The organism is Rhodococcus sp. 06-221-2, from assembly GCF_002258365.1.
In the GTDB taxonomy this organism is placed as follows: domain Bacteria; phylum Actinomycetota; class Actinomycetes; order Mycobacteriales; family Mycobacteriaceae; genus Rhodococcoides; species Rhodococcoides fascians.
In genome coordinates this window covers 1-13871 of record NZ_NOYJ01000029.1, presented here as the reverse complement: position 1 = coordinate 13871, position 13871 = coordinate 1, and the positions used below count along the sequence as shown (strand labels likewise).

Annotated in this window: 13 protein-coding genes; 7 read left to right on the top strand and 6 right to left on the bottom strand. The window is 61.2% G+C overall.

Annotated elements, in window-relative coordinates; genetic code table 11:
- Positions 1-28 precede the first annotated feature (28 nt).
- Complete coding sequence (locus tag CH281_RS14865; protein WP_179274200.1) at positions 29-1528, top strand: sugar ABC transporter ATP-binding protein; 1500 nt, start codon at positions 29-31, stop codon at positions 1526-1528.
- A complete protein-coding gene (locus tag CH281_RS14860; RefSeq protein WP_094694662.1) occupies positions 1521-2564 on the top strand; it encodes an ABC transporter permease in 1044 nt (347 codons plus the stop codon). Before CH281_RS14865 ends, CH281_RS14860 begins: the two co-directional genes overlap by 8 nt.
- Positions 2565-2806: 242 nt before the next feature.
- Here the strand turns inward: CH281_RS14860 and CH281_RS14855 are convergent, their stop codons facing one another.
- Positions 2807-3721, bottom strand: a complete 915-nt coding sequence (locus CH281_RS14855) for an SDR family NAD(P)-dependent oxidoreductase (protein ID WP_162247535.1) — start codon at positions 3719-3721, stop codon at positions 2807-2809.
- A 67-nt stretch (positions 3722-3788) separates the two neighbouring features.
- On the opposite strand from CH281_RS14855, the gene CH281_RS14850 reads away from it, so the two are divergent.
- A complete protein-coding gene (locus CH281_RS14850; protein WP_057473806.1) occupies positions 3789-4193 on the top strand; it encodes a MarR family winged helix-turn-helix transcriptional regulator in 405 nt (134 codons plus the stop codon).
- A gap of 71 nt (positions 4194-4264) precedes the next feature.
- Here the strand turns inward: CH281_RS14850 and CH281_RS14845 are convergent, their stop codons facing one another.
- Both CH281_RS14845 and CH281_RS14840 read right to left on the bottom strand, forming a co-directional pair.
- Positions 4265-5416, bottom strand: a complete 1152-nt coding sequence (locus tag CH281_RS14845) for a thiolase family protein (protein WP_256983575.1) — start codon at positions 5414-5416, stop codon at positions 4265-4267.
- Complete coding sequence (locus CH281_RS14840; protein ID WP_057473807.1) at positions 5413-5637, bottom strand: OB-fold domain-containing protein; 225 nt, start codon at positions 5635-5637, stop codon at positions 5413-5415. The genes CH281_RS14845 and CH281_RS14840 overlap by 4 nt, the downstream gene beginning before the upstream one ends.
- A gap of 286 nt (positions 5638-5923) precedes the next feature.
- Between CH281_RS14840 and CH281_RS14835 the strand changes: the two genes are divergently transcribed.
- A complete protein-coding gene (locus CH281_RS14835) occupies positions 5924-6955 on the top strand; it encodes a TIGR03617 family F420-dependent LLM class oxidoreductase (protein ID WP_094694660.1) in 1032 nt (343 codons plus the stop codon).
- Positions 6956-7014: 59 nt separating this feature from the next.
- Positions 7015-7656 (top strand): TetR/AcrR family transcriptional regulator, encoded by a 642-nt coding sequence (locus CH281_RS14830; RefSeq protein WP_094694658.1) that lies wholly within the window; start codon positions 7015-7017, stop codon positions 7654-7656.
- A gap of 7 nt (positions 7657-7663) precedes the next feature.
- Here the strand turns inward: CH281_RS14830 and CH281_RS14825 are convergent, their stop codons facing one another.
- Genes CH281_RS14825 through CH281_RS14815 form a run of 3 tightly spaced genes read right to left on the bottom strand, consistent with a single transcriptional unit; the run spans position 7664 to position 12019 of the window.
- Positions 7664-8716 (bottom strand): CaiB/BaiF CoA transferase family protein, encoded by a 1053-nt coding sequence (locus CH281_RS14825; RefSeq protein WP_094694656.1) that lies wholly within the window; start codon positions 8714-8716, stop codon positions 7664-7666.
- A complete protein-coding gene (locus CH281_RS14820) occupies positions 8713-10854 on the bottom strand; it encodes an acetate--CoA ligase family protein (protein WP_094694654.1) in 2142 nt (713 codons plus the stop codon). Before CH281_RS14820 ends, CH281_RS14825 begins: the two co-directional genes overlap by 4 nt.
- Positions 10855-10870: 16 nt before the next feature.
- Complete coding sequence (locus CH281_RS14815) at positions 10871-12019, bottom strand: acyl-CoA dehydrogenase family protein (protein ID WP_094694652.1); 1149 nt, start codon at positions 12017-12019, stop codon at positions 10871-10873.
- A gap of 93 nt (positions 12020-12112) precedes the next feature.
- On the opposite strand from CH281_RS14815, the gene CH281_RS14810 reads away from it, so the two are divergent.
- The gene (locus CH281_RS14810; RefSeq protein ID WP_057473813.1) at positions 12113-12901 is read left to right on the top strand and encodes an SDR family NAD(P)-dependent oxidoreductase; all 789 of its coding nucleotides are present in this window, start codon (positions 12113-12115) and stop codon (positions 12899-12901) included.
- 58 nt (positions 12902-12959) lie between these two features.
- Complete coding sequence (locus tag CH281_RS14805; RefSeq protein WP_256983572.1) at positions 12960-13733, top strand: crotonase/enoyl-CoA hydratase family protein; 774 nt, start codon at positions 12960-12962, stop codon at positions 13731-13733.
- Positions 13734-13871: the final 138 nt, after the last annotated feature.

The following is a 13871-nucleotide window of genomic DNA, read 5'->3' as shown; positions in this document are numbered from 1 at the left end:
CATTGGAATGATTCCCCAGGAGACACGCATGGAACCACCGCTCTTGCAGATGCAGTCCGTCCACAAACGCTTTGGCCGAACTCATGCCCTGAAGGGAGTCGACTTCGAGATCCGCGCTGGAGAAGCGCACGCATTGTTGGGCGAGAACGGGTCCGGTAAGTCCACCCTGATGAAGATTGCCTACGGTGAAGTCACTGCCAGCAGCGGTCATGTGCTGCTACGGGGTGAGCCGGTGAAGTTCGCCAACCCACTTCAGGCATCCCGGGCCGGCATCGCAATGGTTGCGCAGGAGGTGCCCGTTGTGGAAAGCCTGACAGTCGCGGAGAACATTGCGTTGGGGAATTTGCCCGGCTCGCGATTCCGAATCGATTGGACCAAAGCTCACCGGAGCGCGACCGAGGCCTTGGGCGAGCTAGGTTCCGGGATACGGTCCGATCGAATAGTAGGCACTCTTGGTCCGGGTGATCGTCAGGTCGTCGCGATTGCCCGGGCCATTGCGTCGAAGTCTTCGGTTGTCATTTTCGACGAACCTACGAGTTCGCTCACTGCGGAATTGACGGAATCGCTGTTCGACATCATTCGTAAAATGAAGAGTTTCGGTTTGGCCATCGCATTCATCTCTCAGCGGCTTCAAGATATCGAACCCGTGGCAGACCGCGTCACCGTGCTACGTGACGGCGCGCTGGTGAAGACGATGGACCTGGCCGAAGCCGATGAAGGCACAATTACTCGATTGATGGTCGGCAGGCCTCTCACAGACTACTTCCATCGAGAAATTGCCAAGACTCGATTCCCATCGGACAAACCGGCCCTATCGGTCCGTCACCTGTCGGCTCCTGACCGCGTCGAGGACGTTGGTTTCGACATTCGGCCCGGGGAAGTCGTCGGACTTGCGGGTTTGGTGGGTTGTGGTCGAGTCGAGGTCGTCCGGTCCATCTTCGGTGCCGATGCAGGTACAGGAGATGTGACGGTTGAGGGGAAGGCCTACACCCGTCGGACACCTCGTCGGTCCATCCAGCGGGACCTGGCGTTCGTCACCGGCGACCGTAAAGGCGAAGGGCTCGTTCCGGGCGCAAGCGTGTTCCACAACTTGAGTCTCATTGCAAACAACAGGCTGAATCTCCTGCCCATCAACAGAGGAAGTCAGCGCGTCGCTGCTTCCAGCGCCATGCAAGAACTGCAGGTTCGACCAGCTGACATGAGTCTGCTTGCGGGAAGCCTGTCGGGTGGCAATCAGCAAAAAGTGGTCATAGGCCGATGGCTGTCGAGCGCGCCCAAAGTCTTGCTGATGGACGAGCCCACGCGAGGTGTGGATGTAGGTGCCAAGTCCGAGATCTATCGGCTTCTGAGGGAGCTCGCGTCGCAGGGCGTGGCTGTTCTCATCAGTTCTTCCGAAAACAACGAGCTGCTCGGTGTGTGCGATCGCGTACTGGTGATGTTTCGTGGCCGGATTGTCGCCGACCGCCCATCCGATCAGCTCGATGAATTGACAATTGCTGAACTCGCCGCAGGAGTTATTAATGTCTGAACCAACCGTTGCCGCGCCAAAAGATTCGTCCGACGCGGAGATGCCTACGCCCGACCGTGCGGAACGTCCGGGGATGTCGACGTCGGCGGGTGCTGTACTGAAGAACTTCCGCGGGTTCGGTGTAGCATTGGCCGCGCTTCTCATCATGGTCGTCTACCTATCGGTAACGCAGGAGTTCTTCTTCACGAAAGCAAACATCCTGAATGTGCTGTCCGGCAATAGCGCGTTGATGATTACGGCTATTGGTCTTACGTTCGTAGTATTGTCTGCAGGTTTCGATCTTTCCGTTGGAGCAATCTACGCCGCGGCCGGGTATGTCGCGTACCGCGCCCTGGAGTCCGGACTACCGGAGGTGATAGCTCTTGTGCTGGGCGGTCTTACGGGAATTCTGCTGGGTGGAGCGGTGAACGGAGTGCTGATCGGACGTATTCGCCTCAACTTCTTCGTTGTCACTCTCGGCACCACGTCCCTTTTCACCGGTGCGCTGAACGTTGTGACGAACGGTAAGACCAACACGATACCCATCGAGGAGGGGAGCCTTCTATACGCGCTCGGAAACGGCACTATCATGACCATTCCCGTGCCGGTTGTCCTGAGCCTCGCGGTCCTGGTGTTGAGTGGCTACTTGCTCCGCTTCACGTCGTTCGGGCGCGCCGTCTATGCGGTGGGCGGTAACCCGGAAGCCGCACGATTGGCGGGTATCAACGTCTCTTGGGTATACGTGTGCGTGTACGGTCTCGGCGGACTTTTCGCTTCGGTGGCGGGCATGGTGGATGCAAGTCGACTCGCATCAGCGTCACCGACCGCTGGTGCGAGTTTGGCTTTGACTGCCGGTGCCGCCGTTCTACTCGGGGGAACCAGTTTCTACGGCGGCCTGGGTGGAGTCTTCGGGACAGTAGTAGGAGTGCTTCTCATTGCCGTCCTGCAAAACGGACTCGGTTTGATGGGAGTTTCCGCATTTTGGCAGGGGGTTGTTACTGGCACCGTTCTGGTCGTGGCTGTGCTGCTCGACAAACTTCAGTCTCGATCGACCTGAGGACGCCGCGCGCATTTACGGACGGTGCTTTTGCATCCGCAATGGGGTGTGCGTGGTGGGATGTCGACGACACGAATCTCTTGGCAATCGGATGCCATGCTCGGGATCGAGTCAGGCTTACAACATGATTCGCGGCAGTGTGCACCACGCATCAGCTCTTTGTTTTCGGATATCCGACGCCGATCGGAAGCCAATATTCGAATCTGGGGAGCTGATCATCGTGGGGACAGTATCGGGGCACGTCACGCGACGATGGAGGCACCGATGATGCGTTCGGTTTCGTTCCAGAGGAATGCGCCCAATTCCGGATCACGGCTTGTACGAACGGGTTCGGTGATCACCGGTGGGCCCGAGGCATTCCTTCGCGGACCGAGGTAGACCTGCCCGAGCGGTAGATCGCGAGCTGCGATTGCCGCTACCGCTGATTCGGCAGCCGAGTCCTTGCCCTGCACCACGGACGTGAATGCGGGCCCGAGGACCCGGGCAGCTGCTCGGAAAACGACAGGTCGAGTGTGGATCCCCGGCCGATCAGCGGTCAATGCGTCGATTGCTCCGCCTGGATGGGCAACGATCGACGCGACCGAAGAATGCCGGCTCCGAAGTCTGCGGGACAGCTCGAAACCCAGAATCTCCGTCGCGTGTTTTGACATGGCGTACGCCGCACGTGGGCGATAGGACTGCTGTGACAGCCAGTTGTTCGGATCGAACGAAATGCGCTGCGTCAGCATGCTTCCGATGCTCACGACTCGGGCACCCGGTGCCCGTTCCAAGGATGGAAGGGCGAGACGGAGTAGTTCCACATGTGCGAGCGCATTCGTGCCCACAGTCAGCTCTACGCCGAAGGGACCACTCTCGAACGACGCGGGTGCAGCAACCAAGCCTGCATTCATGATCAGACCATCGAGTTGTGCGGTGTTGCTCAACTCTTCCCCCGCCCGACGGACAGAGTCGATGTCCGTCAGGTCCATCTCCAGGAACCGGTGGCGATCGGAGTGGGGTAGAAGGCCGATTGCATGTCGTCCTCGTTCCGGAGATCGGGCCACCACGATCACCTCGGCACCCAGGCCCGCCAGCCGTTCGGCAACGAAATATCCGATTCCCGACGTAGCGCCTGTGACGGCGACCGTGCGCCCGTCGAGTCGATCCAGTTTCAACATCCGCATCTCCTTCAAGTCTTGAACTATCAAGGTACTTCAAGACTTGAAGGAGTGCTAGTCTGCTGATGTGGACATTCTCGAGGCGACCCTGCGCTTGCAAGAACTTGCGCTTCGGATCAACGACGATTTTCTGCCGTATGCCACGCGGGAGGGCCTGACACTCGTTACGGCGCATGCACTCTGGAAAGTTCACCCGGATCGAACCGACCTGACGATGTCCGAGGTTGCCGCACAACTGGGATGCAATGCCTCCAATGCCACATTCGTCGTCAAGCAATTGGAAGCCCGCGGTTTCGTCGAACGGACCCCCGACCCGGTCGACGGGAGGCGCAAATTCGTCGGATTGACCGATGACGGAGCGCGCGCACGAGGACGCCTCGGCCAGGCGCTGACGTCCGTCAGTCCGCTGAAGAGCCTGGCCGAGGAGGAACTGGCGTTGTTCGTGAGCACTCTGGATGCCCTGCGCGGTTGAAGCCGGGAGTCAGGCTGTCTGTGATCTCAGGTTGCTGCACATGCGTGGGATCGCTGCTGTCGAATGTGGTCTTATTGGGGTGCACTCAGGACGTGGGCGATACTGACTGCGCCGATTCCAACCAAGTGGGCAAGTCCATATCGTGCCGACGGTTGCTGGCGTTCTCCTGCCTCGCCGCGCAGCTGTCGCGTGATTTCGACGATCTGTCCGACGCCGGTGGGTCCGACGGGATGGCCCATACCCAGGAGCCCGCCGGAAGGGCTGATTGCGACTCTGCCACCGATATCGAATTCACCATCGCGCAGGCGGCCAGGAGCCTCGCCCTCTGCGCAGATACCCATCGCCTCGACGTATTGGAGTTCCTCGATCGTGAACGCATCGTGCAGTTCGACAACGTCCAGGTCCTCCGTGCCGATGCCGGCCTCGGCGAGAGCCTCCGCAGTGGTCACACGTGTTAATTCGACGTCATGGCTCTTCGTGCCGTAGAGCTCCTCCGATCGCTGAGCGCTCGACAGAACTCGGACTGCTCTGCTCCTGTCCAGTTCGAGGCGATCGATCGCATCCTCGGATACGACGATCACGGCGGAGGCACCTTCACCGACGGGGCAGCATTGCAACCGTGTCAGTGCGCCGGCAATAGGGCGATCGTCGAGTATCTCGTCGAGCGTTCGTTCCGTTCGCCGTTGCGCGAAGGGGTTCTTGGCCGCGTTGTTGTGGTTCTTCACTGCGACTCGGGCCAAGTCGGAAACGTCGGCGCGGCGAGTGCTGAGATATTCCGCCGCAAGAAGTGCGTAATGCACCGGCGGAGTGAGGATCCCATCGTCGTAGGGAGTTACACCCGTCAGACTTTCCGCCCGCACGCTCGCGCCGACCTTGTCGACCCCCGCTGCCAGAACCACATCTGCGAAGCCGGCCGCGACATCGCGAATGGCACATCGGAATGCCGAGGAACCGGACGCAGACGCGTTCTCCACCTGCGTCATCGGAATTCCGGTGACTCCGAGATGGCGAAGGATGGGTCGAGACACGGCCATTCCGATCCGCGTCGTCCCGGTATAGGCCGCTTCGACCGAGTTCCACGGCACCCCGGAATCGGCAAGTGCCGCACGGACTGCGGTGAGGCCGAGATCGACGAAGCTCGTATCCGACTTTCGCTGGTACGGATGCAGACCGATCCCGACGACGTACACTGGGCGCAACGTGCTCATGTTCTCGCGACTCACAGTTCGCCCTCCGTCTTGTAGAAGACCAATGCGCCGTCTGCCTCACGTGCTTCGACGCGATCGCCCGCGCTGCATCCCGGTTCGAGTCGAGACCGCACTGCGATTCCCTCGTCCAGAACCACCGTTCCGATGGCGAGCGGGGTCGACAGAGATTTGTTCGGATGTTCGCTGACTGTCACCGCGGAACGTACCTGTCCGTTTCCGGACAGAGTCGTAGGCATGAAATCAGGGGAGACGCTGCCGCATCGCTCACATCCGAAGGTCTGAACTGGCAAGCAGATCGTTCCGCAAAGACGACATTTCATTCCCGACAGGGGCTGTGCATCTGTTTGCATTCGTAGTCTTCTCTCTGAGCGAGGAAATGCATTGAAGTGTTGGTAAAGAGCGAATGTGCACGTGCAACCGAAACCAGATCGAGGTGCAATCCGTTTCTCGACGAAGACCGTCGCGCAACACCAAGTTAGCAACTTGCTGTACAGACAGCAAGTAAAATGACAAGATCGAGCGATGGGTATACCAGTGGACTTCCGCCTCGGTGATCTGGTCGATCTCGATGAGCTCTCGTCGGTATGCACATCGGCCGAACAGGGGCCCTACGCGGGACTTCAAGCCATCGAGGCACGCCACGATCCGCTGGTGCAACTCACGGTCGCGTCCACGGCAACATCACAGATCAGGCTGACCAGTGCGGTAGTGGTGGCGTTCGCGCGCAACCCTATGAGCACGGCAATTTCGGCGGCGGACCTGGCGTCCCTGTCTCGAGGACGGTTCGTCCTGGGTCTGGGCAGTCAGATCAGGCCGCATATCGAACGTCGCTTCGGTATGCCCTGGAGCCGTCCCGCACAGCGCATGGAGGAATTCGTAGACGCCGTTCGTGCAATCTGGCGTTGTTGGGAAACCGGTGACGCGCTCGATTTTCGCGGTGAGTTCTATCGGCACACGTTGATGAACTTGACGTTCCGACGTGAGATGCCCTTCGGTTCCCCAAAGATTTCGGTGGCTGCGGTCGGACCGGCAATGACACGCGTGGCCGGCCGAGTCGGTGACGGACTGCTGGTTCATCCGTTCACGACTCGTCGATACCTGTCGGAGGTGTTGCTGCCCAGGGCCTTCGAGGCTCGGCGCGCAAGTATCCGCGCCGACGAGCCGTACGAAGTCAGCGGCGGAATCCTCATTGCCACCGGATCGTCCGACGAAACGTTCGAGGCTTCCGTCCACGCGTTGCGCCGTCAGATCGCTTTTCACGGCAGCACGCCGGCATATCGACCGGTTTTGGCACTGCACGGCTGGGAAGCACTCGGAGAGGAGCTGCACCGCCTCTCCAAGACCGACGACTCGCGACGCTGGGACGTGATGACAGCGCTGATCGACGACGAGGTGTTGACCACTATCGGCGTCGTTGCCGCCGAGCGCGAGCTTGCACATGCTCTCCGCGAGCGCGTCGACGGCGTGTGGAATCGAGTGGCGCTGTATCCGTGCACCCCGGTTTCGGCGACGTCGATGGCGGATGTAGTAACTGCATTGCGTGAGAGCACGTAGCCGACGCGAATCCATGGCAGGCTCGGGGCGAGGCTGGAACGACCTTAGGATTGTTGGAGATGGCAACCACAGACGCGCGAAGCAAAGACAACGGTAAACGCTCGATGACTCAGGAAGAACGCAGTTCGAATGCTCGGTCCGCGTTGATCGATGCGACCCTGTCGATCCTCGTCAACGAGGGATTTCGGAACGCGACCTTTACACGCATCCAGCAGGAGGCCGGCGTGAGTCGGGGGCTCATCGGGTACCACTTCGGAACCAAGTCGACCTTGATGGAGAGCGTGATTCACGCGGTGCAGGACCGCTATCACGCTGATACGGAACGATTGATCGGCGACGACGTAACCGGCATCGATGCTTTGCGTAATGTGTTGAGTTCGTACTTGGGCAGACTGGCAGTCAATCCGCTTCCCGCACAGGCGATGTTGGTGTTGGCGACCGAGTCGATCAGTGAAGCGCCGGAGATCAGGCGTTCGGTGCGAGAAAGTTTTGCGGTGATGCGTTCGGAATTCGGCGAACTGCTCGCCAGAGGCCAGCGAGACGGAACGATCCGAGACAGTGTCGATCCGGTCGGTTACGCCGTGGTCCTCGAGGGTGTACTCCGGGGAGCGGCTCTGCAGTTTCTCGTCGACCCGCAGGACGTCGACCTCGACGCCGCCCGTACGGCTGTTCTGGGGCTTGTCGACGGTATAGCCGCGTAGGCAGATTTCAGGTGTGCGTTCCATGGTCGAACAGGGCGGGGAAGTGCACGAGAGGGCCGGCTGTGGGGTCGTCGACCACCAGAGAGGTGCTCCTCTCTCGTACCGACTCGACCGCAGCGTAGGGCGCGAGCACCGGGGCCGAGGGCACCCCGGAGCTCGTCAACAGCTGCAGCGCGTCGAAACTCGGTATGGTCGAGAGACGTTGTGCAAGAGCGCTGTTGATCTCGTCGACGCACAGGGAACGGCCCGAGAACGTGGCGTATCGGGGTCCTGCCCAGTCGTCCAAGTCGAGGCTTTGCACCAGTCGACTCCAGAAGTGGTCCTCGATAGCGGCCACTGTGATCAGAGCGTCGTCGCTGCAGCGGAATACTCCGTACGCGGGCCGCTCCAGGGCGGCCACGCGTTGCTCGGTGACACTCTCCACCGCTCCTCCCGCAAAGGCACCCAGTCGAGGATTCAGCCAGTGAGCCAGGCAGTCTCGGATAGCGAGATCGATGAAGCATCCTTGCCCGGTTCTCTGCCGTGCGACGAGGCCGGCGAGCACGGATCCAACGCCGTACGTTGCTGCCGCGAGGTCACCCACCGGAACGCCGGGGCCCCAGACGGGGTCGTGTCCTGCTTCGCCGGCCAGGGCGAGTACTCCGGATCGGGCGGCGTAGTCGATGTCGTGTCCGGGGGTCTGCGCAAGCGGACCCAGTTGCCCGTATCCCGACAGTGACAGATAGACCATGTGCGGCAACTGCGCCCGAACGGCATCAGGTCCGAGACCCAGCTTCGCCATCACTCCGGGGCGGTAGCCCTCGATCATGATGTCTGCGTCTCGCAACAATGTCCACGCAGCCTCGACGTCGGCGTCGGTCTTCAGATCGAGAGTCCGTAGCTCCTTGCCGCGGTTGACAGCCGCGAACGCTCCCGCACCGAGGTGCCGGGCGTTGTCGCCGCCGGGACGCTCGATCTTGATGACCCTGGCCCCCATGTCCACCAGGGCCTGAGTCAGGAAGGGACCCGGAAGCAGCTCGGTGAAGTCGACGACGACAACGCCCTCCAGAGGCATTGTCATGCCGGGCTTTTCGACATGGTCGTGGTCACCACGAGGGCGTCCAGTGCGACGGATCCCGGCCCCGACGAACCGGCAGGTCGCACTATTACAGGATTGAGGTCGACCTCTTCGATGCTGCTTCGATGCGCACTCACGCAGTCGGAGACCGAGACCAACAAGTCGGCGAGCGCGTCGATGTCGTAGGTTGCGCCGCCACGCATGCCGGCCAGAATCGGATACATCCGCAGAGACTCGATCAACTTCAATGCCGTGCTGCGATCCAGAGGAAGAAGATGGCGCGCAGTGTCGTTCAGCAATTCGACGAATACACCGCCGGCACCCACTGTGATGAGGTGACCGAAGACAGGGTCGCGGTGCACGCCGACGATCATTTCCACCGAATCGCCGGTCATCATCTCCTCGATGAGTATGCCCCGAACCGATGCTCCCGGAGCCTTGGCCGCGACTGCGGCGAGGATGTCCTGTCTTGCCCGACAGGCGGACTCGGCGTCCTGTAGGCCGACGACGACACCGCCGACGTCTGTTTTGTGGGCGAGGTCGGTGCTCACCACCTTGGCGACGACGGGCGCACGGAGTCCGCTCATCGCAGTGTGAACGCCCTTGTCGTCGTGCACGGTGAACCCCCGGGGAACGGTGACCCCGTGCTCGGCGAGCCACGCTTTGGCTTCGGGCTCGGTCGCGACCGAGCGCGGCAGATCGAGTTCGTCTCGCGCGGGTTGGACTGCGAAGGGAGCCGGGGTAGGAGAGGTGCTCTGTCCGTCGCGCCAGCGCCCGTATTCGGCCCATCGCGCGACTGCGAGGACCCCCTTGGACAGCCCCCGCGGGCTGCAGAACCCGGCTTCGGCAAGGATGTCGTACCCCTTGCCGTGCACGTCGCTCATCCAGATCGGAACTATTGGAACGGTGACCAGCTTCTGCACTGCCGCAAGACTGAGCGATGTCCCTGCGGTGCGCTCGCCGTAGTCCAGCGCCAGGGGAGCCAGAATCACGTCGACTCCAGGGTCTTCGGCGAGAATCTCCAAGCTCTTCTGTTCGATCGACGAATCGGCGATGGCAGCAGCGGTGATGTCCACCGGGTTCGCTGTGGAGGCGAAGCTGGGAAGGATGGCGGACAGTCTCTGGACGGTATCTTCCTGGAGCTGTGCGAGTGTCAGGCCCGCTTGTCCCACGTGATCGGCACACAAAGATAAGGCACCGCCCGACGCGCCCCAGATCGCTACCCGAGTCGACGGGGCGGGCTGTGCCCTCGACAGGAGCCAGCCGACGTCCATGAGCTCGTCCGTGTCGTCGACCTCGATCACGCCGAGTTGTCGCAGTACCGCTGAATTGACCACAGCAGAGCCTGCGATCGCTGCGGTGTGCGACTGAACTGCTCTTGCGCCGTATTCCGATCTTCCGACCTTCAGGGCCACCACAGGTTTGTCTGCTGCCGCGGCTATGCGCGCTGCCCGGATCAAGGCCGGTCCGTCGGCGATTCCTTCGAGCAACGTGGCGATTACAGCGATGCGCGGGTCGTGCGCGAAATACTCGATGACATCAGGAACATCGAGATCGGCGGCATTGCCCAGAGACGCCCACAGAGACACACCTGCACCTCTGGCTCCGGCCTGAAGCATGTTTCGGCCCAGGCCTCCTCCGTGGGTTGCCAGTCCGATCGGTCCGACACTGCGGTCGTTACGAAAGGACGGGGAGAAGGTCATTCCGATGTTGTCGGCAATATTGCACAGCCCAGGGCAATTCGGGCCGATGACTCGCATCCCGGTTCGCTGTGCGATGTCGCTGATCTTCTGCTGATCCGCGATCCCGGTATCTCCTGTCTCTGCGAAGCCCGAGGTCAACACCAGGGCGAACGAGACATTCTTGGTGCCGCATTCTTGCAGTGCAGCTATTACGTGCGAGGCAGGAACCGCAACGATGGCTACGTCGACGGGCTCGGGTAGCGATGCGACGTCGGGAAGCGCGGTGATCCCGTCGATCACGTTCTTCTTCGGGTTCACCAGGTACAGCGCGCCTTCGAAGTCGGAATGTTCGAGGAGGTTCTTCACCACCCAGTTGCCGATGCTGCCGGACTTCTCCGATGCGCCGACCACAACGATCGACTTCGGGTTGAACAGGCGGGTGAGATCACTGGTTGTCATGAAAGCAGAACGTCCTTCAACGAAGAGCCGAGATGCCGAGAATTTCTCGACCGGCGATGAGTGTCTGAATTTCGGTGGTACCTTCCGGGATGCTGCTTCCTCGGGTGTCCCGAAAGATTCGCTCGATCGGGTATTCGGTGGAATAGCCGATCGCCCCGTGAACCTGCATAGCCGCACTCGCCACTTCGTGGGCTACTTCGCTCGCATACAGCTTGGCCAACGACGCCTCGAGTGTGGCCGGTCTTCCGTTGTCCATCGCTGCTGCTGCCATGTACGACAGTGACCGGGCCGCGTCGATCTTCATTCGCATCTGCACGATGTGTTGCTGCACCAGCTGAAACGACGCGATGCTCTTCCCGAATTGCTTGCGCCCCTTGACATATTCGACCGAAAGATCGTATGCCTTCTGTGCGGCACCGACAGCACCCATGGCGATGTTGATACGGGCCCCGGCGAGTCCGGCCAACGTCGATCGGAGGGCGTCACCCTCCGTGCCGATGAGGTTCCCACGCGGAATACGCACGTTGTCGAAGGTCAACTCGGCCGTCCCGGTCGAATGCAACACCATGGTGTCGATAGCCCTGACCTCGTACGGCGATTCTCTTCTGTCGACCAGGAACAGTGACAGGGCACCGTCGCACGTCGGGCTGAACGTACGGGCGACGACCGTTCCCCAATCTGCGAAGGCTCCTCCGGTGATCCACATCTTGGTACCACTGAGGACCCAGTGGTCTCCGTCGAGGTCGGCACGGAAGCGAACACTGGACACGTCCGAACCGACATCCGGCTCGGTGAGACCGTTGAAGATCTTTGCTTCTCCGGCAAACAGCGGTGTCAGATATCGGGCCTTGAGCTCGTCGGAACCGGTCCGAGCGAGTTTCTCCATCGGAGCATTGGTGATGTTGACCATGGTGCGCAGCGATGGCCACGTGTACCCGAGTTCCTCCATCATCATCGCCCAGGTGATGTGGTCGATCCCCATGCCTCCGAGGCTTTCCGGCAGCCAGCCACCGAGGTAACCGAACTGCGCAAGGCGCGGCAACAGGTCATGGGGGAAGGTCTTGGACCGCTCGTGCTCGGCGATGAGAGGTTCGACCTCCGATTGCATGAAACCTCTGATGCTGCGCAGCAATTGGCGCTGTTCTTCGTTCGGCTCGAAATCCATGTCGAAACCTTTCCTGTGACGGATCGCCTCTGTACATCTGTGACCTACGCCATCTAGAATACTTGCTGACCGTCCAGCAAACAAGGAGTTGACATGTCTGATCTTTTGGCTTTGAAGGGGCGTACCGCATTCGTCACCGGTGCAGGGCAGGGCGTCGGCCGTCGGATAGCGCTGCATTTCGCGGAGCATGGGGCCGGAGCTGTGGTCATCAACGACTACCGACTCGACCGTGCGGAGGCCGTTGCCGCGGAGGTCGAGGCGGCGGGGGCGAAAGCGTTGGCCATCGCCGGCGACGTGTCGAATTTGGAATCGGTCAATGACGCAGTTGCACAGTCGCTTCAGATGTTCGGCAGCATCGACATCCTCGTCAACAATGCCGGCAACGCCGGTCCCAACCCGACAGACGAGATGACGCGTCCGTTCTGGGAGCAGACGCCCACGGAGTGGCACGGCTACCTGGGGACCAACCTGTACGGACCGCTGAACGTGTGCCATGCGGTGGCTCCGGCGATGATCGAGCACGGGTACGGCCGAATCGTGAACATGATCTCCGACGCGGCTCGATTCGGGGAGCCGGGTAGGGAAACGTACGCCGCCGGTAAAGCCGGTACGGCAGGCTTCACGCGCTCGCTGGCCGCCAGCCTCGGAAGGTTCGGCATCACCGCGAATTGCGTATCTCTCGCCGCTACCCGAACACCTCGAACGGAGAAGGGTATGGAGAACGAGGCCGCGGTCAAAAAGATGATGAGCCGCTACATCATTCGTCGTCCCGGCGAGGTGGACGACGCGGCGAACATGGTTCTCATGCTCGCCTCCGATGCTTCGTCCTGGGTAACCGGTCAGACGATTCCCGTCAATGGCGGATACTCCTTCGCGCTATGAGTGCATCCGAGAGCGTGCCGAGGCGTCAACCCGACCACCGACCACGAGGGGAGCGATCGTGACGAACGAGGTAGTACTGAGCCGAGTGGAAGGCGATGTCGCAGTGGTGACCTTGAACCGGCCCGAGGCGAAGAATGCCCTGAATCTGGAGTTGCGCACGGAACTCGACGCGGCGCTGCGCAGGTGTGACACCGACCCGTCCGTTCTGGTCGTGATCCTCACCGGGGCCGGTGGGTCGTTCTGTTCGGGACGCGACCTCAAGGCCGCCAAAGACGGTGAGCCGATGTACAGCTCGCGACAGCAAGCGCAGAACCATTTCACCCGAACGTCGATTGCGAAGCCCGTGATCGCTGCGGTCGAGGGCTTTGCTCTGGCCGGCGGACTGGAACTCGCTCTCGCGTGCGATCTTATCGTGGCGGCCGACGATGCCGTTTTCGGATTGCCGGAAGTGCGTCGAAACCTGGTTGCAGTGGGCGGGGGTCTGATCCGGATGCCCGTGCGGATTCCGTACCATCGAGCGATGGAATTGGCGCTGACCGGCGAGAAGATCTCTGCGTCGCAGATGCACCAATGGGGAGTGGTCAGTTCGATCGCGCAACCTGGGGAAGCGCTCGATGACGCGATGGTTCTGGCGCGCACGATCGCGGCGAACGGGCCGAGCGCGGTGCGGGCAACCAAAGAGATTGTGCGGCGGTCAAATTCGTGGGCGACCGAAGCCGATGCGTTCGATGCCCTGTTCACGATCGCAGAACCTGCTTTGTCGTCTCCGGATCGCCACGAGGGCATTGCGGCATTCCTGGAAAAGCGTCCAGCGCGGTGGACCGACCGCTAGCTGTGGGTCGACGACACTGAAAGGCCCGGGTCGGCAGTTGGCGGGTTCTAACGATCCCCGCAACACCCTCGATTTGAGGGAGTTGCGGGGATCGTGGCATGTGCTGGGTTGAAGGTGCGGTTTTTCGAGGCGTTGGAC